This window comes from Bradyrhizobium sp. 25ACV, from assembly GCF_054863005.1.
On the sequence record NZ_JAVAYO010000004.1, the window covers coordinates 567016 to 588044 of the forward strand.

The 21029-nt window shown below is 65.1% G+C and carries 17 protein-coding genes; 10 read left to right on the forward strand and 7 right to left on the reverse strand.

Translation table 11 applies throughout. The features are described 5' to 3' along the window. Positions 1-9: 9 nt before the first annotated feature. Entirely contained in the window at positions 10-1464 is a 1455-nt protein-coding gene (gene glgA / locus RAD04_RS12680) for a glycogen synthase GlgA (RefSeq protein ID WP_461624056.1), read from the reverse strand. Next, positions 1461-2723 (reverse strand): glucose-1-phosphate adenylyltransferase, encoded by a 1263-nt coding sequence (gene glgC, locus RAD04_RS12685; protein WP_461624057.1) that lies wholly within the window; start codon positions 2721-2723, stop codon positions 1461-1463. The genes glgA and glgC overlap by 4 nt, the downstream gene beginning before the upstream one ends. Before the next feature lie 367 nt (positions 2724-3090). Here glgC and RAD04_RS12690 point away from each other — a divergent pair, with 367 nt between their 5' ends. Further along, a complete protein-coding gene (locus tag RAD04_RS12690) occupies positions 3091-3549 on the forward strand; it encodes a hypothetical protein (protein WP_461624058.1) in 459 nt (152 codons plus the stop codon). Positions 3550-3900: 351 nt separating this feature from the next. Here RAD04_RS12690 and RAD04_RS12695 read toward each other — a convergent pair whose 3' ends face one another. Then, positions 3901-4881, reverse strand: a complete 981-nt coding sequence (locus RAD04_RS12695) for an ABC transporter substrate-binding protein (RefSeq protein WP_461624059.1) — start codon at positions 4879-4881, stop codon at positions 3901-3903. Positions 4882-5369: 488 nt separating this feature from the next. On the opposite strand from RAD04_RS12695, the gene RAD04_RS12700 reads away from it, so the two are divergent. From RAD04_RS12700 to RAD04_RS12735, 8 genes are all read left to right on the forward strand, one after another. After that, a complete protein-coding gene (locus RAD04_RS12700; protein ID WP_461617875.1) occupies positions 5370-6470 on the forward strand; it encodes an ABC transporter substrate-binding protein in 1101 nt (366 codons plus the stop codon). Beyond that, the gene (locus RAD04_RS12705) at positions 6448-7470 is read left to right on the forward strand and encodes an ABC transporter permease (protein ID WP_461624060.1); all 1023 of its coding nucleotides are present in this window, start codon (positions 6448-6450) and stop codon (positions 7468-7470) included. The genes RAD04_RS12700 and RAD04_RS12705 overlap by 23 nt, the downstream gene beginning before the upstream one ends. Then, a complete protein-coding gene (locus tag RAD04_RS12710; protein ID WP_461624061.1) occupies positions 7464-8261 on the forward strand; it encodes an ABC transporter ATP-binding protein in 798 nt (265 codons plus the stop codon). Before RAD04_RS12705 ends, RAD04_RS12710 begins: the two co-directional genes overlap by 7 nt. Further along, a complete protein-coding gene (locus tag RAD04_RS12715; protein ID WP_461624062.1) occupies positions 8255-9427 on the forward strand; it encodes an acyl-CoA dehydrogenase family protein in 1173 nt (390 codons plus the stop codon). Before RAD04_RS12710 ends, RAD04_RS12715 begins: the two co-directional genes overlap by 7 nt. A gap of 21 nt (positions 9428-9448) precedes the next feature. Further along, positions 9449-10549 carry an LLM class flavin-dependent oxidoreductase gene (locus RAD04_RS12720; protein ID WP_461624063.1) on the forward strand — a complete coding sequence of 367 codons (1101 nt, stop codon included), beginning with the start codon at positions 9449-9451 and terminating at the stop codon, positions 10547-10549. A gap of 249 nt (positions 10550-10798) precedes the next feature. After that, positions 10799-11644, forward strand: a complete 846-nt coding sequence (locus RAD04_RS12725; RefSeq protein WP_461624064.1) for a CmcJ/NvfI family oxidoreductase — start codon at positions 10799-10801, stop codon at positions 11642-11644. A gap of 103 nt (positions 11645-11747) precedes the next feature. After that, complete coding sequence (locus RAD04_RS12730; RefSeq protein ID WP_461624065.1) at positions 11748-12062, forward strand: septal ring lytic transglycosylase RlpA family protein; 315 nt, start codon at positions 11748-11750, stop codon at positions 12060-12062. A 43-nt stretch (positions 12063-12105) separates the two neighbouring features. Beyond that, the gene (locus tag RAD04_RS12735) at positions 12106-13275 is read left to right on the forward strand and encodes a Gfo/Idh/MocA family protein (RefSeq protein ID WP_461624066.1); all 1170 of its coding nucleotides are present in this window, start codon (positions 12106-12108) and stop codon (positions 13273-13275) included. A 212-nt stretch (positions 13276-13487) separates the two neighbouring features. Here the strand turns inward: RAD04_RS12735 and RAD04_RS12740 are convergent, their stop codons facing one another. The 4 genes from RAD04_RS12740 to RAD04_RS12755 all read right to left on the reverse strand — a co-directional run bounded on the left by RAD04_RS12740 (position 13488) and on the right by RAD04_RS12755 (position 20274). Then, entirely contained in the window at positions 13488-14798 is a 1311-nt protein-coding gene (locus tag RAD04_RS12740; RefSeq protein ID WP_461624067.1) for an ABC transporter substrate-binding protein, read from the reverse strand. Positions 14799-14956: 158 nt separating this feature from the next. After that, entirely contained in the window at positions 14957-17467 is a 2511-nt protein-coding gene (gene uvrA, locus RAD04_RS12745) for an excinuclease ABC subunit UvrA (protein WP_461624068.1), read from the reverse strand. Positions 17468-17622: 155 nt separating this feature from the next. Continuing rightward, a complete protein-coding gene (locus tag RAD04_RS12750) occupies positions 17623-18807 on the reverse strand; it encodes a calcium-binding protein (protein WP_461624069.1) in 1185 nt (394 codons plus the stop codon). Positions 18808-19020: 213 nt separating this feature from the next. Beyond that, positions 19021-20274, reverse strand: coding sequence for an SMP-30/gluconolactonase/LRE family protein (locus RAD04_RS12755; RefSeq protein ID WP_461624070.1), 1254 nt, complete (start codon positions 20272-20274; stop codon positions 19021-19023). Between the two features lie 298 nt (positions 20275-20572). Here RAD04_RS12755 and RAD04_RS12760 point away from each other — a divergent pair, with 298 nt between their 5' ends. Beyond that, positions 20573-20836: a hypothetical protein gene (locus tag RAD04_RS12760; RefSeq protein ID WP_038971177.1), complete on the forward strand. Its 264-nt coding sequence runs from the start codon at positions 20573-20575 to the stop codon at positions 20834-20836. Positions 20837-21029: the final 193 nt, after the last annotated feature.

The following is a 21029-nucleotide window of genomic DNA, read 5'->3' on the forward strand; positions in this document are numbered from 1 at the left end:
GGTCATGCCTCAGGCGCGCTCCGCCATGAGCCCACGATAAAGCGAGGCATAGTCGCCGGCGCGGTTGCGCCAGGAGACGTCGGTCGCAAGGCCGTGTCGTTGCAGTTGGCGCCAGGTCGGCTTGTCGTGGAAGGCGGTGTTGGCCTTGCGCAGCGTGCCGGCGAGGGCCTCCGCCGTCACGGGTGCGAACTTGAAACCGGTGGCATCGCGGTCGGCGGCGTCGGCCTCGCTGATATCGACGATGGTGTCCTCGAGCCCGCCGACGCGTGAGACGATCGGAACGGCGCCGTAGCGCAGCGCGCAGAGCTGGGTCAGGCCGCACGGCTCGAAGCGCGAGGGCACGATCAGCGCGTCCGAGCCGGCCTGGAGCAGGTGCGCCAAAATCTCGTCATAGCCGATCACGACGCCGATCCGGCCGGGATTGGCGCGGGCTGCGGCCTGATAGCGATCCTGGAGATCGCGGTCGCCGCTGCCGAGCAGCGCGAGCTGCATGCCTTCGGCCAGAATGGTCGGAATGGCCTCCAGCAGCAGATCGAGCCCCTTCTGCCAGGACAGCCGGCTGATGACGCCGAGCAGCGGCGCCTCGTCGGAGGAATCGAGATTGAACTGCTGCTGAAGCACCGCCTTGTTCGCGGCTCGGAACGTCAGGTCCTCGGCGCCGTAGCGGTAGGCGATGTGCGGATCGTCCTGCGGATTCCACACCGAGATGTCGATGCCGTTGAGGATGCCGCTCAGCACGTTCGCGCGTGCGCGCAGCAGGCCACCGAACCCCATGCCGCCTTCGTCGCTCTGGATTTCCTGCGCGTAGGTCGGCGACACCGTCGTGATACGATCGGCGAATTGCAGGCCCGCCTTCAAGAAGCTGATGCCGCCGAAATATTCGATCTCGTTGACGGTGAACGCGCGCCAGGGCAGGCCGATCGCACCGATCAGCTCGGGAGCGAACTTGCCCTGATAGGCCATGTTATGGATGGTCATCACGGTGCCGGGTCGCGGGCGATTGTCATAGTGCAGATAGGCCGGCGCGAGCCCGGCCTGCCAGTCATGGGCGTGCACGACATCGGGTACGAAGGCGGGGACGAGGCCGTGGCCGATATCGGCGGCGATGCGCGACAGCGCCGCGAAGCGCACGCCATTGTCCGGCCAGTCGACACCCTCTGTGGTGACATAGGGATTGCCCGGCCGCGCATAGAGATGCGGCACGTCGAGCACGAACAGGTCGAGCCCGTCATGGGAGCCCGCGAGCAGCCGGCCCGGCCCGCCGAAATAATCCGGCCAGCTCCGGATCTCCTCCGCGTTCGATACGATCCGCGTCACGTCGGGATAGCCCGGCATCAAGGTGCGCATCTCGACGCCATGCGCCTTCAGTGCGATCGGCAGCGCGCCGGCGACATCCGCGAGGCCGCCGGTCTTGACGATGGGATAGACTTCAGAAGCGACCGCGAGGACGCGAACAGGCCTCATGTATTGAGCCTGTCGATCATCGGCTGAGTGACGAGCGAAATCCCCTGCTCGGTGGTGCGGAAGCGCTTGGCATCGAACGCCGGGTCCTCGCCGATCACGAGTCCTTCCGGAATCTCGACACCGCGGTCGATCACGACGTTCTTCAGGCGAGCGCCGCGGCCGACACTGACATAGGGCATGATCACGGCGTTCTCGACATTGGCATAGGAGTTGATGCGCACGCCGGTGAACAGCAGCGACCGGCGCAGCGAGGCGCCGGAGATGATGCAGCCGCCCGAGACCAGCGAGCTCACGGCCTGGCCGCGCCGGCTCTCCTCGTCATGAACGAATTTCGCCGGGGGCGTGATCTCCGCATAGGACCAGATCGGCCAGGAGCTGTCGAACAAATCGAGCTCGGGCACGACGTCGGTGAGGTCGATATTGGCGGCCCAATAGGCATCGACCGTGCCGACGTCGCGCCAATAGGCGCGCGGGTCGCTGCCGGAACGCACGCAGGAGGTGGAATATTGGTGCGCCATCGCGCGGCCGTTCTTGACGAGGTAGGGAATGATGTCCTTGCCGAAATCGTGGTTCGAGTTCGGGTCCTCGGCGTCGCGCTTGAGCTCCTCGAACAGGAACTTCGCGTCGAACACGTAGATGCCCATGCTGGCGAGCGAGACGTCCGGCTTGCCCGGCATCGGCGGCGGATCCTTCGGCTTCTCCAGGAACTCCTTAATCCAGCCGTTCTCGTCGATATGCATGATGCCGAAGCCCGAGGATTCCGTCCGCGGCATCTCCAGGCAACCGACCGTGACGTCGGCGCCGCTGTCGACGTGCTGGCGCAGCATCACCTCATAATCCATCTTGTAGATGTGGTCGCCGGCCAGCACCACGATGAAGCGGCAAGCGTGGGATTCGATGATGTCGATGTTCTGGTAGACCGCATCCGCCGTGCCGACATACCACATGTTCTCGGAGACGCGCTGGCTCGCGGGGAGGATGTCGAAGCTCTCGTTTCGCTCCGGGCGGAAGAAGTTCCAGCCCATCTGAAGGTGCCGGATCAGGCTGTGCGCCTTGTACTGGGTGGCGACTGCGATGCGGCGGATGCCCGAATTGACGGCATTCGACAGCGCGAAATCGATGATGCGGGACTTGCCGCCGAAATAGACGGCCGGCTTGGCGCGGCGATCGGTCAGCTCCAGGAGCCGGCTGCCGCGTCCGCCAGCCAGGACGAACGCCAGCGCCTGACGGGCAAGCGGCTCGGGTCTCGCGGCACTCATGTCATTCCTCCCACTCCCACCCGGCGCAGGCCGAGGCTATTTGTCGCGAGAAGCCTCGCGCCATTGGAACCGATAGTAACGGTACGAATAGTCAATCGTGAAGTAGGTTGTTGGTTGCGCGGGCGGGAAGCTTAATGCTTCGCCTTGGCCGCAGGGCTCCGGCATCGCGCCGGTGTCACGTCGGGCAGAGCGGGCGCGTTGGTCCGCCTCGCAGGCCGGCAGCCGGCTCGCAGCGAGGCATGGATGAGGCTTGTGCGCCGCACGCAAATCCGGGCTTTGAAAATCCGGGCTTTGACTTGGCGCAAAGATGCCCGATCATGCCGCTGCGATCCTTTTCCAAGCAAGACGTCAGACAGGGAGCAAGTCGATGAGGATCTGGAAAACGGCAATTGCCTGTTCGGTCGCCGGTGTGGTCATCGCCGGTCAAATTCAACAGACGGCAGCGGCCCCGCTGCCGACCAACGTCGCGACCATGAAGGCCGCTGTTGGTGACGATGTCGCGCAGGTGCATTGGCGCGGCCGAGGCTGGGGCGGGGGCTGGGGCTGGGGTCTTGGCGGCCTTGCGGCCGGCGCGATCATCGGCGGCGCCATCGCCAGCAGCGCGCCTTATGGCTACGGCTATTACGGCGGCGGCCCGTATTACGGCGGCTATGGCTATGGTTATGCGCCTGCCTATTATGGTGGCTATGGACCGGGTTACGCCTATGGTCCGGGTTACGGTTATGGATATCGTTCCTATTACCGTCCCCGTCCGTACTACGGCTACCGCTATGGCTATTACCGGCCTCGCGCGTACTACAGGCCTTATTATCGCGGATATTGGTGATCGCGCGAAGCTAGAGCGAGAGCCACACGATCAGGCTCATGCAGGCGAAATGCATGAGCACGATCGCGGCGAGATGCAGCGGGCCGGGCTTGAAGCGAGGCCTGCCAGCGTTTAGAGCGCGAAGGATCGAAGTCGAACTGAGTTCGGACAACAGCAGCGCTCTCTCCGTTCCCTCCCCCACAAGGGGGAGGGGCAGGGAGGGGGGTGCCACACGGGGATTCTCTCCGTCGCGCCCGTCCTCTGTGCGTCATCACTCGCACCTCTTCTTGGGCTACCCCCCTCCCTAACCCTCCCCCACAAGGGGTTAGGGAACGCACCTTTGTTGGGGCGTTGAGTTCATCCATTGGGGAGTCAATTCGAGCCGGCGGCCGCAGCGGTGAAGCTGCGGTCGACGGCTTTGCTAACGTCGAGCTTCTTGGGCAGGATGCCGTAACGCGTCGAGCGGTCGGAGGCTTCCTGCACCTCCTTCACCACGTTCTCGTCGATCACGATCGGGCTGGTACGCTGCGCGGTATAGGCTGACAGCAGCACGTCTTCCGGCAGCTTGGTCAGCTCGGCGGTGTTCTTGGCATATTCGGAAACGTGATCCAGCGACCACAGCCGCGCCTTGTTCAGCCGCTGCACCAGATCCTGCACCGCCGCGCGCTTGGTGGCGATGGCGTTGTCGGAGGCGACAATGAAGGTGATGGTCGGCGTCAGGCCTTCGCCGTCGGCGATCACCCGCGCCTTGTCCTTCAGCGTGGCGAACGACACGTAAGGCTCCCACACCGCCCAGGCGTCGATCGAGCCGGCGACCAGCGCGATCTTGGCATCGACGGGGCCGAGCGGCGCGAAGGTCGCATCCTCAAGCTTGATCTGCGCCTTCTCCAGCGTCGCGTCGATCAGGAACTGGCCCCAGCCGCCGCGCGTGCCGGCGAGGCGTTTACCCCTAAGGTCGGCGGCCGATTTGATCGGCGAGTCCTGACGCACCAGGATGGCTTGCGTCTTCGCATCCGACCTGGTGCCGCCGATCGCCTTGATCGGCGCGCCGGCGGCGTAGACCGAGAGGAAGGAGAGATCGCCAGTGTAGCCGACGTCGAGCGCGCCGGCGTTGAGCGCTTCCAGGATCGGCGCGGCCGCGGGGAATTCCGACCATTCGATTCTGTAGGGCAGGTCCTTCGCATAACCGGAGATTTCGAGCAGCGAGCGGTTGCCGCCCTTCTGGTCGCCGACGCGCAACACGACGGTGTCCGCGGCAAACGACGCGGCAGTCGTCGACAGCGTGATGGCGGCGGCGAACAGCGATGCGGCGAGCCGGCGGGTGATGGAATGATCGTGGGAGTTGATGCTCATATAGCCTGTCTTGTTGCTTGCTTGTGACTTTGGCTCACGACGCGTGAGCGAGCGATGCAGCGAGACGATCAAGTCTATGACCGCGCGAAGTGCAGTCAATGAAATGGCCAACCGTATTGCGCGCGCATCGGGCAAGGACGTTTCATTGAATCCTTGCGCGCGAGAACACGACGGTCTTGCGAGAGAAAGATGCGCGGGATCTAAGCAGAAGCACGCTCGTGGCGATGGTCGGGACCAACCGCATTCACGAAAATCGTTTCATCGTTCTCGCGCGCGCCGATGGAGAGAATGACCTCGCTTCGCATCACATTCGAAATTCCATTTCATTGACGATACTGCGAGTACGCCGCATGATTTGCGCATCGCATCAACGCGGCGCGACAAACGCCGGCGGAATAATTTTCTATCAACGCAGCTCCGTACGGACCATGCGCAACGTGAAGCGTTGCGCACATGGCGGAGCCGTGCCAGCGCAGGAGTGGGGACGGATGAACAACGACGACAAGCGCGGCGGACGGGGGCTCGACCGACGCCATCTGCTCCAGGCGGGGCTTGCGGCAGCTTTCGCCGCGCCACTCGGCGCGCTGGGCGCGCAGGCTTTTGCGCCGCGCGGGATCGCATCCGGCATCGACTTCTCGGAGTTTCCGCTGTGCCGGACGGCGTCCGATGCGCCCGCGCTCACCGGCGCGCCGCGCAAGCTGAAACTGTCGTGGAACGCCGGCGCCGTCTGCCTCGCGCCCGTGCCTGTTGCGATCGAGCACGGCTTCTTCCAGAAGCACAATCTCGACGTCGAGCTCGTCAACTATTCCGGCTCGACTGATCAACTGCTCGAGGCGATCGCGACGGGCAAGAGCGATGCCGGCCTCGGCATGGCGCTGCGCTGGCTGAAGCCGCTGGAGCAGGGCTTTGACGTCAAGATCGCCGCCGGCACCCATGGCGGCTGCATGCGCGTGCTGTCGCGCGCCGATTCCGGCGTCGCCAGGCTCGCCGATCTCAAGGGCAAGATCGTCGCGGTCGGCGATCTCGCCGGCCCCGACAAGAACTTCTTCTCCATTCAGCTTGCCAAGCTCGGTATCGATCCGAACAAGGATGTCGACTGGCGCGCCTATCCCGGCAATCTCCTTAACGTCGCCGTGGAGAAGGGCGAGGTGCAGGCGTTCCTGTCCTCCGATCCGCTGGCCTATCTCTGGCTCAAGGACACCCAGTACAAGGAAGTCGCCTCCAATCTCGACGGCGAATTTCGCGAAAAGAGCTGCTGCATCCTCGGCCTGCGCGGCAGCCTGGTGCGGGAGGAGCCGCAGGTCGCGCGCGCCATCACGCAGGCGCTGCTCGATGCCGCGATGTTCAGCTCGCAGAATGCGACGGCCGCCGCAAAATCGTTCCAGCCCTACGCGCCGAAGGCGGCCACGCTCGCCGATATCGAGGGCATGGTGCGCTACCACACCCACCATCATCATCCCGTCGGCGATGTGCTGAAGCGCGAGCTCAAGGCCTATGCCGACGATCTCAAGAGCGTGCAGGTCTTCAAGCCGAGCACCGACACGGCGAAATTCGCGGAGCGCATCTATGTCGACGTATTCGCTGTCTGACGGGCTCGCCTCCGGCGCGCCGCGTCTTTCCCGCACGCCGCTGCTGGCGAGCTGGGCGAGGGAATCCGGCGTCGGCGTGCTCGCCAGCATCGCCTGGATCGCCTTCGGCCTGTCCTGCCTGTGGTGGGAGGATGTCGGCGACTGGTCGCGCACGCATTCGCTCGGCATCACCGCCTTCGTCATCGCGGCCATCGCGCTGTTCGGCACCGTCGGTGCCGATTATCTGGGATCGGCGGGCAGGGCCCTGCACAAGCGGGCGCCCTGGCTGGTTGCGCTCGGCGCCTTCCTGACACTGTGGGAGGTCGCGACGGCAAAGTTCGCCTGGTTGCCGCTGCCGTTCTTTCCGCCGCCGCAGTCGATCATCGAGGTCTATACCGACGATTTGCCAAAGCTGCTCGACAGCGTCTTCGCGTCGGTCAAGCTCCAGCTCGGCGGCTATCTGATCGGGGCCACGGTCGGCTTCCTGACCGGCGTCTCGATCGGCTGGTCGCGCGCGGTCGGCTATTGGGTGCATCCGGTGCTGCGCTTCATCGGCCCGCTGCCGGCAACGGCCTGGCTGCCGATCGCCTTCTTCACCTTCCCGTCGAGCTGGAGCGCCTCGACGTTCCTGATCGCGCTGGCAACGGGCTTTCCCGTCACCGTGCTGACATGGTCGGGCGTCGCAAGCGTCAGCAGTGCCTATTACGACGTCGCGCGCACGCTCGGCGCAAAGCCGTCCTTCCTGGTGCTGAAGGTCGCGATCCCCGCGGCGTTGCCGCACGTCTTCGTCGGCCTGTTCATGGGACTCGGCTCGTCCTTCGCCGTGCTCGTCGTCGCCGAGATGATCGGCGTCAAGGCCGGGCTCGGCTGGTATCTGCAATGGGCGCAGGGCTGGGCCGCCTACGCCAACATGTATGCGGCGCTGATCGTGATGTCGCTGCTCTGCTCCGGCGCCATCACGCTGCTGTTTGCGATCCGCGATCGGCTGCTGGTCTGGCAGAAGGGGACTGTGAAATGGTAACCGCAGCTCTCGCCGGAGCCGTCACGCATCCGGTGGCCGGCGCCGCGCTCGACATCGAGCAGGTCAGCCACGCCTTCGACATTGACGGCGCCGAGCTGCCCGTGCTCAGCGACGTCAGCCTCTCGGTCGAGCCAGGCGAGTTCGTCGCGCTGCTCGGCCCCTCCGGTTGCGGCAAGTCGACCTTGCTGCGCCTCGTCGCCGGCCTCGACAAACCCAGGGCCGGAAGGTTGCGTGAGGACGAGGAGCGCATCAGGAGTCCGCATCCCTCGCGCGTGGTCGTGTTCCAGGATCCGACCTTGTTTCCCTGGCGGTCGGTCTGGGACAACGTCGCCCTGGGCCTCGAGGCCCAGGGCATTCTGAAGAGCCAGCGTCACCGTGTCGACGACGCGCTCGATCTCGTGGGGCTGGCCTCGTTCCGCAACGCTTTTCCGCACCAGCTCTCCGGCGGCATGGCGCAGCGCGTTGCGCTCGCCCGCGCGCTGGTCAACGATCCCAAGATCCTGATCCTGGACGAGCCGCTCGGCAAGCTCGACTCGCTGACCCGTATCACGATGCAGGCCGAGCTGCTCTCGCTCTGGCAGCGCAAGGGTTTTACCACACTGCTCGTGACGCACGACGCCGAGGAAGCCTTGGTGCTCGCCAACCGCGTCATTGTGTTCAGCGATCGTCCCGCCCGCGTGAAGGCCGACATCCGCGTCGACCGGCCCTATCCGCGCCATCGCGGCGATCCTTATCTGGCGGACCTGCGCCGCCAGATCCTCGGCCTGCTGGGATTGGACGCCACATGGTGACGTCCGCTGCCAAAGGGCGCACGGCCCAGAGCGAGCCCGACTACATCGCGCGGGCCGAGGCACTGGCCGAAGGTTTCGCGGCGCGCGCAGCCGAGCATGACCGCACCGGCAGCTTTCCATTCGAGAATTTTCGCGAGCTGTCCGAAGCGGGCTTGCTGTCGCTGACGGTGCCGGCGGTCCACGGCGGGGCCGGCGCGGGCGCAAGGTACACCGTGCGCGTCGTCGGCGTCATCGGCAAGGCCGACCCGTCGACCGCGCTGGTGCTGTCGATGCACTACATCAACCACCTCGTCATGGCGCGCAGCCCGACCTGGCCGGTGCGGCTGTCGCGCAAGCTTGCGCGTGAGAGCGTCGAGGGCCTCGCGCTCGTCAACGCGCTGCGGGTCGAGCCCGAGCTCGGCTCGCCCGCGCGCGGCGGCCTGCCGGCGACGATCGCGCGGCGCACCGAGACCGGCTGGCGCCTCTCCGGCCACAAAATCTATTCGACGGGCTCGCCGATCCTGAAATGGTATCTGGTCTGGGCCCGCACCGACGAGGCCGAGCCGCGCGTCGGGCAATTCCTGGTGCCGGCGGGCCTACCGGGCACGCGCATCGTCGAAACCTGGGATCACCATGGCCTGCGCGCCAGCGGCAGCCACGATGTCATCTTCGACGACGTCGTGATCCCGCTCGATGCCGAGGTCGATGTGCGCAAGCCCCAGGATTGGCGCGCGCCCGACGTTGCACAGGCGACGGTCCACACGGTCTTCGTCGCGGCGATCTATGACGGCGTTGCCCGTGCCGCGCGCGACTGGTTGATCACGTTCTTGAAGCAGCGCGTTCCTGCCAGCCTCGGTGCGCCGCTCGCGACCCTGGCCCGTGCGCAGGAGATCCTCGGTGCCATCGAGGCGCGGCTCGCGGTCAATGCGCGGCTGATCTCCTCCTTTGCCGGCGATTTCGACGACGGCGTTGGACTCTCTGCCGGCGAATCCAACGTCATCAAGCTCACCGTCACCAACAACGCCATTGCCGTGGTCGAGGATGCACTGTCACTCACCGGCAATCACGGCCTGTCCCGCACCAATCCGCTGGAGCGGCACTATCGCGACGTCTTGTGCGGCCGCGCGCACACGCCGCAGGACGATTCCACGCGTATCGGCCTCGGCCGCGCTGCGCTCGGGCTCTAAGAGATCAACAGGGAGACGATCATGTCGATCGAGTTCATCGGCTTCATCAGCAACAACAATTCGTCCGAGACCGTCGTCCGCGAGGGACCGGTCCTCAACCCCACCCACATCGAGACGGTGGCGAAGGCGCATGAGAATGCCGGCTTCGACCGCGCACTGCTGGCGTTTCATTCGACCTCGCCCGACGCGCTCCAGGTGGCGCAGCATGTCCTCAACGTGACCTCCCGCCTCAACGTGCTGATCGCGCAGCGGCCGGGCTTCACCGCCCCGACGCTGCTGGCGCGGCAGTTCGCAGCGCTCGACCAGTTTTCGCGCGGCAGGGTTGCGCTCCACGTCATCACTGGCGGCAATGCCACCGAGCTCAGGCAGGACGGCAACACGCTCGACGACAAGGACGAGCGCTACGCCCGCACCTCCGAGTTCCTCGACATCCTCAAGCTGGAATGGACCAGCGACAAGCCGTTCACCTACAAGGGCAGGTACTACCAGGTCGAGAACGCCTTCTCGCAGGTGAAGCCGTATCGGCCCGAGGGCATCCGCGTCTATTTCGGCGGCGCCTCGGATGCGGCGATCGATGTTGCCGGCAAGCACGCCGACACGTTTGCGCTGTGGGGCGAATCCTACGCGCAAGTGCGGGACGTGACCTCGCGCGTCCACAACGCCGCTATCAGGCAGGGCCGGCGGACGCCGCGCTTCAGCCTCTCGGTGCGGCCGATCATTGCGCCGACCGAGAGGCAGGCCTGGGAGAAGGCGGAGGAAATCCTGGCGCGCGCCACCGCGCTGCAGGACAAGACCGGCTATCGCAAGCCCGCCGATGGCCACGCCACCGCCGGTGCGCGGCGCCTGCTCGCGCTCGCCGACCAGGGCAGCCGCATCGACAAGCGGCTCTGGACCGAGATCGCAAAGCTCACCGGCGCCAACAGCAACACCACCGCGCTGGTCGGCACGCCCGAGCAGGTCGCCGAAGTGTTCGGCGATTATTACGATCTCGGCATCAGCCATTTCCTGATCCGCGGATTCGATCCCCTGATCGACGCGATCGAGTATGGCCGCGAATTGATCCCGCTGACGCGCGAGCTGGTCGTCAGGCGCCAGGCCGTTCGCGGCCAGGCCGCGGAATGATCCGCCTCTCATGACCCGGCTCTGCAGCGCACCGCTGCGTGATGCGCTGCGTCCCGAGCACGAGAACTCACGGGGCGCTCAAGCATCCGTGAAACGAGGGTGCGCCTTCTAACCCGATCGCCATCCGCGACACGTTCGTTCTGCGCTTCACGCCGCCGACAACATCCCCATTGCTATTTGCACCGCCTCCCTTGCGCCGCTTCGCACCCCGTCAAAAATCAATCCGACGACCACATCGGGAGACCGGCCATGGGCCTGCAAGAAACAAGAATCGAATCGCTTCCCTTCGTCACTGCCGAACTGAACTATCTCGCGCCGACCGCGGGAAAACCGCGCACCTACGCTTTCGACCCGCCGCCGGGCGAACCCAGGAGCACGTCGCTGTCGGAGCCGCATCAGGTGCCGATCTTCGATGCGCGCCTGATCGCGAACAATTTCTCGCTAGATCGCGAGGGCTTTGCGCTGGTGCGTCATCCGACCCAGGTGAAAGACTTCTACGACGACGCAGAGGTGAGGGCGATCTACTATCCCGCCGTCGAGGCGTTCCTGCGCGCGACGCTGAAAGCCGACCGCGTCGTCATCTTCGACCATACCGTGCGCAAGCGCGTCGAGGGCGCGGCCGATATCCGCGGCGATGGCCCGCGCCAGCCGGCCACGCGCGTCCATGTCGACCAGACTGCCACCTCCGGCGCCAACCGCGTGCGCGAGCATCTGCCTGATGAAGCCGAAGAGCTGCTGAAGGGTCGCGTGCAGGTGATCAATCTCTGGCGGCCGATCCGCGGTCCCTTGCGCGATTCACCGCTGGCCATGGCGGACGGCACCACGGTTGCGCCCGGCGATCTCGTGGCGTCAGACCTGATCTATCCCAACCGCCGCGGCGAGACCTACTCGGTGAAATACAACCCCGATCATCGCTGGTTCTATTTTCCAGAGATGACACCGGACGAGGCGCTGCTGCTCAAATGCTACGATTCCGCAACCGACGGCCGCACCCGTTTCGGGCCGCACACCGCCTTCGTCGATCCGACAACGCCTGATGATGCCGCGCCGCGCGAGAGCATCGAGGTGCGCACGCTGGTTTTTCACAAACAGTAACAATGTGTGATGGGGCTGCCGGGATTCGTCCCGGCCGTTCCAGGAACCTAAGGGAACAAACTGACGTTTGCGGGACGGGTCTGGGCCAACCCGGAGCGGTGCCGTGCGCGCGCAGCCGACGCTATTGTTTTGTCTCGCTACTTTCTCGTTTTCACCATTTTCTGTTGCCCATGCCGAAAGCGGACTCGCCTCCTATTACAGCTACGCAAAAGCCGGCAAGGGCGGCGAACTGACCTGTGCACACCGCACGCGCCCGTTCGGCACCGTGCTGAGGGTCTCCTATGGCAGCCGCACGATCCAGTGTCGTGTCAACGATCGCGGTCCGTTCATCCGCGGCCGTATCGTCGACCTCTCGGTGCCGGCCGCCCGCGCGCTCGGCATGATGAGTGCCGGCGTGGTGCGAGTCTCCGTGGAATAGGCCGGCCAGCACGCTATAGTGCCGCCTAAAGCAAGGGGGCACTATGGCTGGGATCAGGATCGGACTCGTCGGCTGCGGCTTTGTGTCGGAGCTGCACATGTATGCGTTCCGGCGCGTCTATGGCGTGGACGTCGAAGTCGCGGCGGTGGCCGCGCGCGGCGACCATGTCGTCGAATTCGCCGGCCGCCACAATATCCCGCGGGTCTATCGCAGCTTTGCTGAGCTGATCGCCGACCGCGAGATCGACGTCGTCGACATCTGCACCCCGCCGAATCTTCATGCGGAAATGATCGTCGCGGCGATGCAGGCCGGCAAGCACGTGATCTGCGAAAAGCCGTTCGCCGGCTATTTCGGCCGCGACGGCGACAAGCAACCGATCGGCAAGCACGTGCCGAAGGCGCTGATGTATGAGCGCGTGCTGGAGGAGATGGACAAGACGCGCGCCGCGATCGAGCGCACTGGAAAACTCTTCATGTATGCCGAGGACTGGATCTACGCGCCCGCGGTGACCAAGACTGCGGAGATCATCAGGGCGACCAAGGACAAGATCCTGTTCATGAAGGGCGAGGAGAGCCATTCCGGCTCGCACGCGGCCCATGCCGCGCAATGGGCGATGACCGGCGGCGGCTCGCTGATCCGCATGGGCTGCCATCCGCTCTCCGCCGTGCTCTACCTCAAGCAGGTCGAAGCCAAGGCGCGCGGCGAGAGCATCCGCGTTGCCAGCGTTACCGGCGATGTCGGCAACGTCACCGCCGGCCTCAAGCCGGAGGAGCGCACCTACATCAAGGCCAATCCGGTCGATGTCGAGGATTGGGGCACGCTGACGGCGACGTTCTCGGACGGCACCAAGGCGACCGTGTTCTCCGGCGACATGATCATGGGCGGCGTGCGCAATCTGGTCGAGACCTACACGTCAGGCGGCTCGCTGTTCGCCAACATCACCCCGAACAATCATCTGATGAGCTACCAGACCTCCGAGGAGAAGCTCGCCAGCGTCTACATCACCGAAAAGGTCGACCGCAAAACCGGCTGGCAATATGTCTGCCTCGAGGAGGAATGGACGCGCGGCTATCTGCAGGAGATCCAGGACTTCATGGAATGCGTCGCGACCGGCCGGCAGCCGCTGTCCGACCTCGCGCTCGCCTATGAGACGATCAAGGTGAACTACGCGGGGTACTGGGCCGCGGAGGAGGGGCGGAGGGTGGTGTTGTGAGAGTGTGATGAACTCGCTGAGCTAGCCGCGAGCAGGCTGCCAATCCTTCTCCCCATGTGGGAGAAGGTGGCGCGAAGCGCCGGATGAGGGGTTCCATCCGCGAATTCAATCGCGAGAGGCTCGCCTGCGGAGGCAACCCCTCACCCGTCTCGCCGCTGCGCGGCGAGCCACCCTCTCCCACAAGGGGAGAGGGGGCACCGCCCGCATCGCCCCTACGCCCCGTAGGTCGATCCCTTCGGCAGCGGGAATACCGGGTCCTGCGTCCTGATGTTGGTCGGCCACACCACCGAGATGTGCTCGCCCGCGTTCTGCATCACCACCGGCGTCGAGCGTTCGTTCTGGCCGGACAGCGGCGTGCCCGGCGGGAAGAACTTGACGCCGTAGCCCTGGATGGTGCCGCCGGCGGGGATGTCGACGTCGAGCGCGGCCTTGCGGATCGCCTCCGGCTCGAAGCTGCCGTACTTCTCCTTGGCGACAGGCAGCACGTTGTTGAGCAGCACCCAGGTCTGGTTGAAGCCCATCGAGCAGTGCGGCGGCACGTCGGTGGCGCCGGTCTTGGCCTGGTAGCGCGAGACCATGGTCTTGATCAGCTCGCCCATGCCCGGCGCGAGTTTCGCCGCATCGAGCAGCTGCGCCGGCACCGGATCGATGTTGCAGAAATTGTCGATGTCGGGACCGAAGGTGGCGCGCAGCTTGTCGAGCTGGCTGTAGCCGGCGCCGGCGCCGAACAGCATCTTGAAGCGCAGGCCGCTCTCACGGGCCTGGCGCAGGAACAGGGTGATGTCGGGGTTGTAACCGGCGTGCGAGATCACGTCGGCCTTGGCGCGCTTGATCTTGGTGACGAGCACCGAGAGGTCGGGCGCGGAAGCCGAATAGCCCTCGCGCAGCACGACCTGGATGCCGGCCTGCTTGGCATAGGCTTCGTCGGCCGCGGCGACGCCGACGCCATAGGGGCCGTCCTCGTGGATCAGCGCGACCTTGACGTCCTTCGCCTCCATGCCGAGCTTGGCTTTCGCATGCTCGGCGATGAATCCGGCAAAGGCCTGGCCGTATTGGTCGGAATGGATCTGCGCGCGAAACACGTATTGCAGATTCTTGTCCTTGAACACGGCGGTCGAGACCGCGGTCGTGATCCAGAGGATCTTCTTCTGCTGCTCGACCTTCGCCGCCATCGGCACCGCATGCGCACTGGAATAGACGCCGTTGATGATGTCGATCTTTTCCTGGCTGATCAGCCGCTCGGCCTCGTTGATGGCGACGTCGGCTTTGCTCTGGGAGTCCGCCGCAACCGGCACGATCTTGGTCTTGCCGCCGATGCCGCCCTTCTCGTTGACGAGGTCGATGGCGATCTGCGCGCCGACCGAGGAGGCGACCGAGCCGCCGGCGGCGAACGGGCCGGTGAGATCGTAGATCAGGCCGATCCGCAAATTCTCGGCCTGCGCCTGGGCCCTGGTCCAATCGAGGCTGAGTGTGGCGGCGGCAGCCGCCGTACCCTTCAGCAGCTGCCTGCGTGAAGTCGGCATCCTATCCTCCCTCAAAACCGTTCTTATCACTGGTTGTTATTTTTTTGCGAAGTATGGGGAGCGGGACGGCGGAAAGTCAACATGGCGAAAGTCGGGTCTGTCAGCTGCGCCATAGAACGCAATTGCGAAATGACGGTGAGGCCCCGCGAGACCGCGCGCTACTGCTTCAAACGCCGCGCCAGATAATGCGCGGTCTTGCCGCTGGCCTTGGCAACCTGATCCGGTGTCCCCGATGCGACGATGCGGCCGCCCTCGTCGCCGGCACCGGGGCCGAGATCGATGATCCAGTCGCTATGAGAGACGACGTCCATGTCATGCTCGACCACGACCACGCTGTTGCCGGCGTCCACGATCCGTTCGAGCTGGGCGATCAGCCGCTCGACGTCGCGTGGATGCAGCCCGGTGGTCGGCTCGTCCAGCACATAGAGCGTATGGCCGCGTTGCGGACGCATCAGCTCGGTTGCCAGCTTGATGCGCTGGGCTTCGCCACCGGACAATTCGGTGGCGGACTGGCCGAGGCGGATATAGCCGAGGCCGACCTCGCGCACCACCGACAGCGACCGGTTCAGAGCGGCATCGCCCTCGAAGAACTCAAAGGCCTCGTCGACGCGCATCGCCAGCACATCCGCGATGGATTGTCCACGGATCTTCACCTCGAGCGTCTTGTCGTTGTAGCGGGCGCCTTTGCAGGTCGGGCAGGGCGCGTAGACGCTTGGCAGGAACAAGAGCTCGACACAGACGAAGCCTTCGCCCTCGCAAGTCGCGCATCGTCCCTTCGCGACATTGAACGAGAAGCGTCCGGCATCGTAGCGGCGCGACTTTGCCTGCGGCGTTGCCGCGAACAGTTTTCGGACATGGTCGAACAGGCCGGTATAGGTCGCGAGATTGGAGCGCGGCGTGCGGCCGATCGGCTTCTGATCGACGACGACAAGGCGACCGATCTGGTCGAGGCCCGCAGCGATCCTGCCGCCCAACGTCTCGACCGTCGGGGCCAAGCTGTCGTCGTCGGCCTCAGTGGCGAGCGTATGGCCGAGATGCGCAGCGACGGCCTCGACGAGGAACTGGCTGATCAGGCTCGATTTGCCGGAGCCGGACACGCCGGTGATGCTGGTGAGGATGCCGAGCGGAATATCGACGTCGAGACCACGAAGGTTGTTGCGGGATACGCCCCTGAGCTTCAGATGGCCCTTCGGCTCGCGGCGCGCCGTCGGCAGCTTCTTGCGCGGACGTCCGAGGTAATGCGCGGTTCGCGATTGCTCGATGTCACCGAGCCCTTCCGGCGGCCCGCTGTAGAGGATGAGCCCGCCGCCGTCGCCGGCGTCGGGGCCGACATCCACCAGCCAGTCGGCGTGGCTGATCACCTCGATCTCGTGCTCGACCACGAAGATCGAGTTGCCGGCGTGCTTCAGCCGGTCCAGCGCCCGCAGCAGCGCCTCGGTGTCGGCGGGATGCAGGCCCGCGGACGGCTCGTCGAGCACGTAGACGACGCCGAACAGGTTCGAACGAACCTGCGTCGCAAGGCGCAGCCGTTGCAATTCGCCCGGTGACAGCGTCGGCGTGCTGCGCTCGCAGGCGAGATAGCCAAGGCCGAGGTCGAGCAGAACGGCGAGGCGCGCCGACAGATCCTCGCAGATGCGCCTGGCGACGACAGTCTTTTCCGATCTGTCCGTCGAGGCTTTTGCGAACGGTTTGATCAATTCCTGCAGTTGTTTGAGGGGCAAATGCGACATCTCGGCGATATTGAGCCCGGCGAACCTGACCTTAAGTGCCTGGGGCTTGAGCCGGGTGCCGTGGCAGGTCGGGCAATCCCGCGTGATCATGAATTGCGCGACACGGCGCTTCATCATCGCGCTCTCGGACTTGGCGTAGGTCTGCATCACGTAGCGCTTGGCGCCGGTGAAGGTGCCCTGGTAGCTCGGCTCCTCCTTGCGGCGCAGGGCGCGTTTGACCTCAGCGGCGTCGTAACCGGCATAAACGGGAACGGTTGGCTGCTCGTCGGTGAACAGGATCCACTCGCGGTCCTTTTTCGACAGCTCGCGCCAGGGCTTGTCCACGTCGTAGCCCAGCGTCGTCAGGATGTCCCGGAGGTTCTGCCCCTGCCAGGCACTCGGCCAGGCCGCGACGGCGCGCTCGCGGATCGTCTTGGTGTCGTCGGGCACCATCGACTTCTCGGTGACGTCGAGCATCCGGCCGATGCCGTGACAGGTCGGGCACGCCCCTTCGGGCGTGTTCGGCGAGAACGCCTCCGCATAGAGCATCTGCTGTCCCCGCGGGTAATCGCCGGCGCGGGAATAGAGCATCCTCAGCAGGTTCGAGATGGTGGTCACGCTGCCGACGGATGACCTTGTCGTCGGTGCTCCGCGCTGCTGCTGAAGTGCCACGGCGGGCGGCAGGCCCTCGATGTCGTCGACTTCTGGGATCTGCATCTGGTGGAAGAGGCGCCGCGCATAGGGCGACACCGACTCCAGATAGCGCCGCTGCGCCTCGGCGTAGATCGTTCCAAAGGCGAGCGAGGATTTCCCCGAGCCCGACACGCCCGTGAACACGACGAGGGCGTTGCGTGGAATGCGAACGTCGACGTTCCTGAGATTGTGCTCGCGCGCGCCGCGCACCCGCACGAAGCCGTCGTCCTGCATCAGGCCGTCGGGTCGTCTTGGTCGATCGTCCATCTTGCTTCTCCAGGCCGCGTCGGAATTAACGGCAAGATCGCAGGATGGGTCCTTCGAGGCCAGTGGGCCTGGTTGCGTTCTGCACAAAGCCAAGGCCGGCCGCGATGGCGGCGAGGGGCCTCGCGAGGATTTGGGTTGCGGCGGCAAGCCGCGCCTCAGACGATGAAATCCCTGGCGTTGAGATCGGCGGCATGGATGCCGTCCAGCGTGATGGTGTCGTTGGCCGTGAGCTGGATCACCGCATTGCCGGAGCTGTCGTCGCTGATCAGGCTCTTCAGCGCGACCCAGTCCGCAAAGCCATAGGCCCGCACGTCGATCACGTCGTGCTCGGGTGTCGTGCTGCCCGCCGCCTTGTTGCCCTGATCGAAATCGTTGATCACGTCCTGGCCCGAGCCTGCCCCGAACACGAACAGATCGTTGCTCGGTCCGCCCCAGAGCTGATCGTTGCCGCCTCCGCCGTTCAGCAGATCCCTGCCGCCGGTGATCGAGCCGCCCACGGCGGGAGTGTAGATGCGTGCATCGCCATACAGCCAATCGCCGCGATCGCTCCCGTAGAGAATATCATTGCCACCCTGTGCGTTGCCGGACATCTGCGAGGCATCGCCGACGAGCGCGATGGAGGTCGAATCGGGATTGCCGTCGACGACTGCGATGAGGACGTCATCCCCGCCACGGGCATTGTCGCTCATGTAGCCGCTATCGCCGAGCAGTGATGCGCCGCCGGACCGCGCATCGACGCCGGCCGTATAGATGAGGATGTCATGGCCGCCGCGTGCATCGCCGCTCATGGTCACCAAGGCATCACCGGATATCGACGCGTTGCCAGAGAAGCTGGCCTGGATCACGCTGACGATGTCGTTGCCGCCTTGGGAGTTGCCGCTCATGAGCGATCCGGAATCGCCGCTGAACGCACCATACGATCTGTCGCCCATCTCTGCCGTGATGAGGTCATTGCCGCCCTTGGCATCCCCGGTCATGGCGATTTCGGCGTCGCCTGAGAGATAGACGCTCGCATAGATCGCATTCGAGGCCTCGACGTGCAGCACGTCGTTGCCGCCGCGGGCTTGGCCGGACATGATCTGCGCGTCGCCGTCAAAGGATGTATAGGGCAAGCGGCCCTGGACGGTCGCGACGAGAAGGTCGTTGCCGCCATGCGATTGGCCCTCCAGGATCGATTCGTCACCGACAAACAGCAGGCTGCTGGGCCCGTCTTCGACTGTTGCGATCATGATGTCGTTACCGCCATGGCCGTCGACCGGTAGACCGGGGTCTCCGAACGCGATCACGAGCTCCTGGCTTCCAACGCTGACGATGATCGTGTCGTTTGGCATACGGCGCATCGTGCAACTCCCAATTCATGCTCGAGCGCGGCCGGAGAGAGTGTCATGCTTCCACGCCGCGCCGCAGTTCTGCTGCGCGACCTATCTTCGTTGAATTGATGGCGGAGATTTGCCCGACGACCGGGGAACTGCGACCAACGTGTCGTGGTCTGTCACAAAAGGAAAGTTCGCGCCGGCGCTTCACGCCGGCGCGCTTGATCACGGATGTGCGGCTCAGCCGGGCCCCGCGCCTTGCGTCGCCGTGAACACCGCGTAGAGCGACTGGCTCGCGGCCATGAACAGGCGGTTGCGCTTGGGGCCGCCGAAGGTGATGTTGCCGCAGACTTCCGGCAGGCGGATGCGGCCGAGCAGCTTGCCTTCCGGTGACCACACCGTCACGCCGTTATAGCCGACGGCGCGGCCGGCATTGCTGGAAGCCCAGACATTGCCGTTGACGTCGCAGCGCACGCCGTCCGGCCCGCACTTCACGCCGTCGATCACGCAATCGCTGAACTTCTTGGGGTTGGAGAGCTTGTTGTCGCCGCCGACGTCGAACACGAAGATCTCGCCCTTGCCGCCGGGGCCGGTATCGCCTGGCCCTTTGCCGGTCGAGGCGACGTAGAGCTTCTTGTAATCAGGCGAGAAGCACAGCCCGTTCGGATCGGGCACCTGCTCCTCGGTGACGACGAGGTCGATGCGGCCGGAGGGGTCGATGCGATAGCAATTGGTCGGCAGCTCGCGCTTGCCTGGCTGGAAGCCGGCCGGCTGTCCGATCCGCGGATTGAGCTTGCCGCCCGCATTGCTCGGGCCGCCCGCGGCATCCGGCTCGCCTTCATAGAGCTGACCGCCATAGGGTGGATCGGTGAACCAGTAGCTGCCGTCGGGATGCGCGGCGATGTCGTTCGGCGAGTTCAGCTTCTTGCCTTGATAGGAGTCCGCGAGCACGGTGGCGGTGCCGTCATGCTCGTAGCGCGTCACCCGGCGGGTCAAATGCTCGCAGGAAAGCTGGCGGCCCTGGAAGTCGAAGGAGTTGCCGTTGGAATTGTTGGACGGCGTGCGAAACACGCTGACGCGGCCGTCATCCTCGCTCCAGCGCATCTGCCGGTTGTTGGGAATGTCGCTCCAGAGCAGATACCTTCCTTGCGCGCTCCACGCCGGACCCTCGGCCCACAGCAGGCCGGTGTAGAGACGCTTGATCGCGGTATTGGGCTGCGCGAGATCGTTGAAGGAGGGATCGACCGCGATGATGTCGGGGTCCCAGAAATAGGTGGTCGGCGCGCCGTGCGGGCCGAAATCGCGCGGCGGGGTGGTGATGGTGGTCGGCGGTGCGGCGGGTCCGGTCTGGGCCAGCGCGGAGCCGGCCCCCGTCACGCTCGCCGCAGCGCCGAGCGCAAGCCCCCGGACAAGTGCTCGTCGTGAAAGCGCAGCATCCTGGTCACGCTGCTCGTGGTCACGAGCCGTGTGGTCACGAGCCTCTTGGCGTGTCATCGCGTCCTCCCGATGATGTTCGCTGGCCGGTTGATCCGGCCAAGCAACTGGAGGTTAATGCGGTCCGGCGCCGGTTGCGAGGGGTGGGATCGGATTCGGGCGGGTCTCAATCCCGTCATATTCGAATGCACTTCGCGTCCGCCTTGCGCCGTTTGCAAGGCGCGAAAATGTTCCGCGGATCGAAGCAAAAATTTGCTTGCGGCAAAGCGCGGCAGGCCGCCCGTTCGGCGAAGTTCAAGCCTTGATTTCGCGCTGATCGCCACGCAGAACCCGTCCGGGGGCTTGGACGGAGTTGATTGTGGCTGGCGTCATCGTATTGATCGTGTTGCTGGGAATCGCGTTCGCGGCCGGCTATTTCACGCGTGAATTCATCTCCAATAAAAGACGCGCCGAAGCGCGCCGCTGGCGCGAATATACCGAGCCGGACTGGCTTCCCGCCAACGCGCCCGCCAACACCAACGAGATCCCCAGCGCCATTACGGCCATCCCCGTGGTCACCGGCGAGCTCGGCCAGATGCTGAACCGCTGGGAAAGCAGGGCCCGCGCCCGCCGCGCGGGATAGGGCGAAGTTCGGAAGTGCCATCCGGGCTACGGCACCGAGAGCCTGTGTCGCCCTCTGTCAATCCTCGTCGCCAAAAATATTCCGCTTTACCGAAATTCGGTTTTGGCGTATGTGTCGCCCATCCCGGCTCACCCAAGAGGGGCGATCATGTGTCGTCACTGTCGCGAGCCGGGCTTGCGGTGGACGCGGCAGC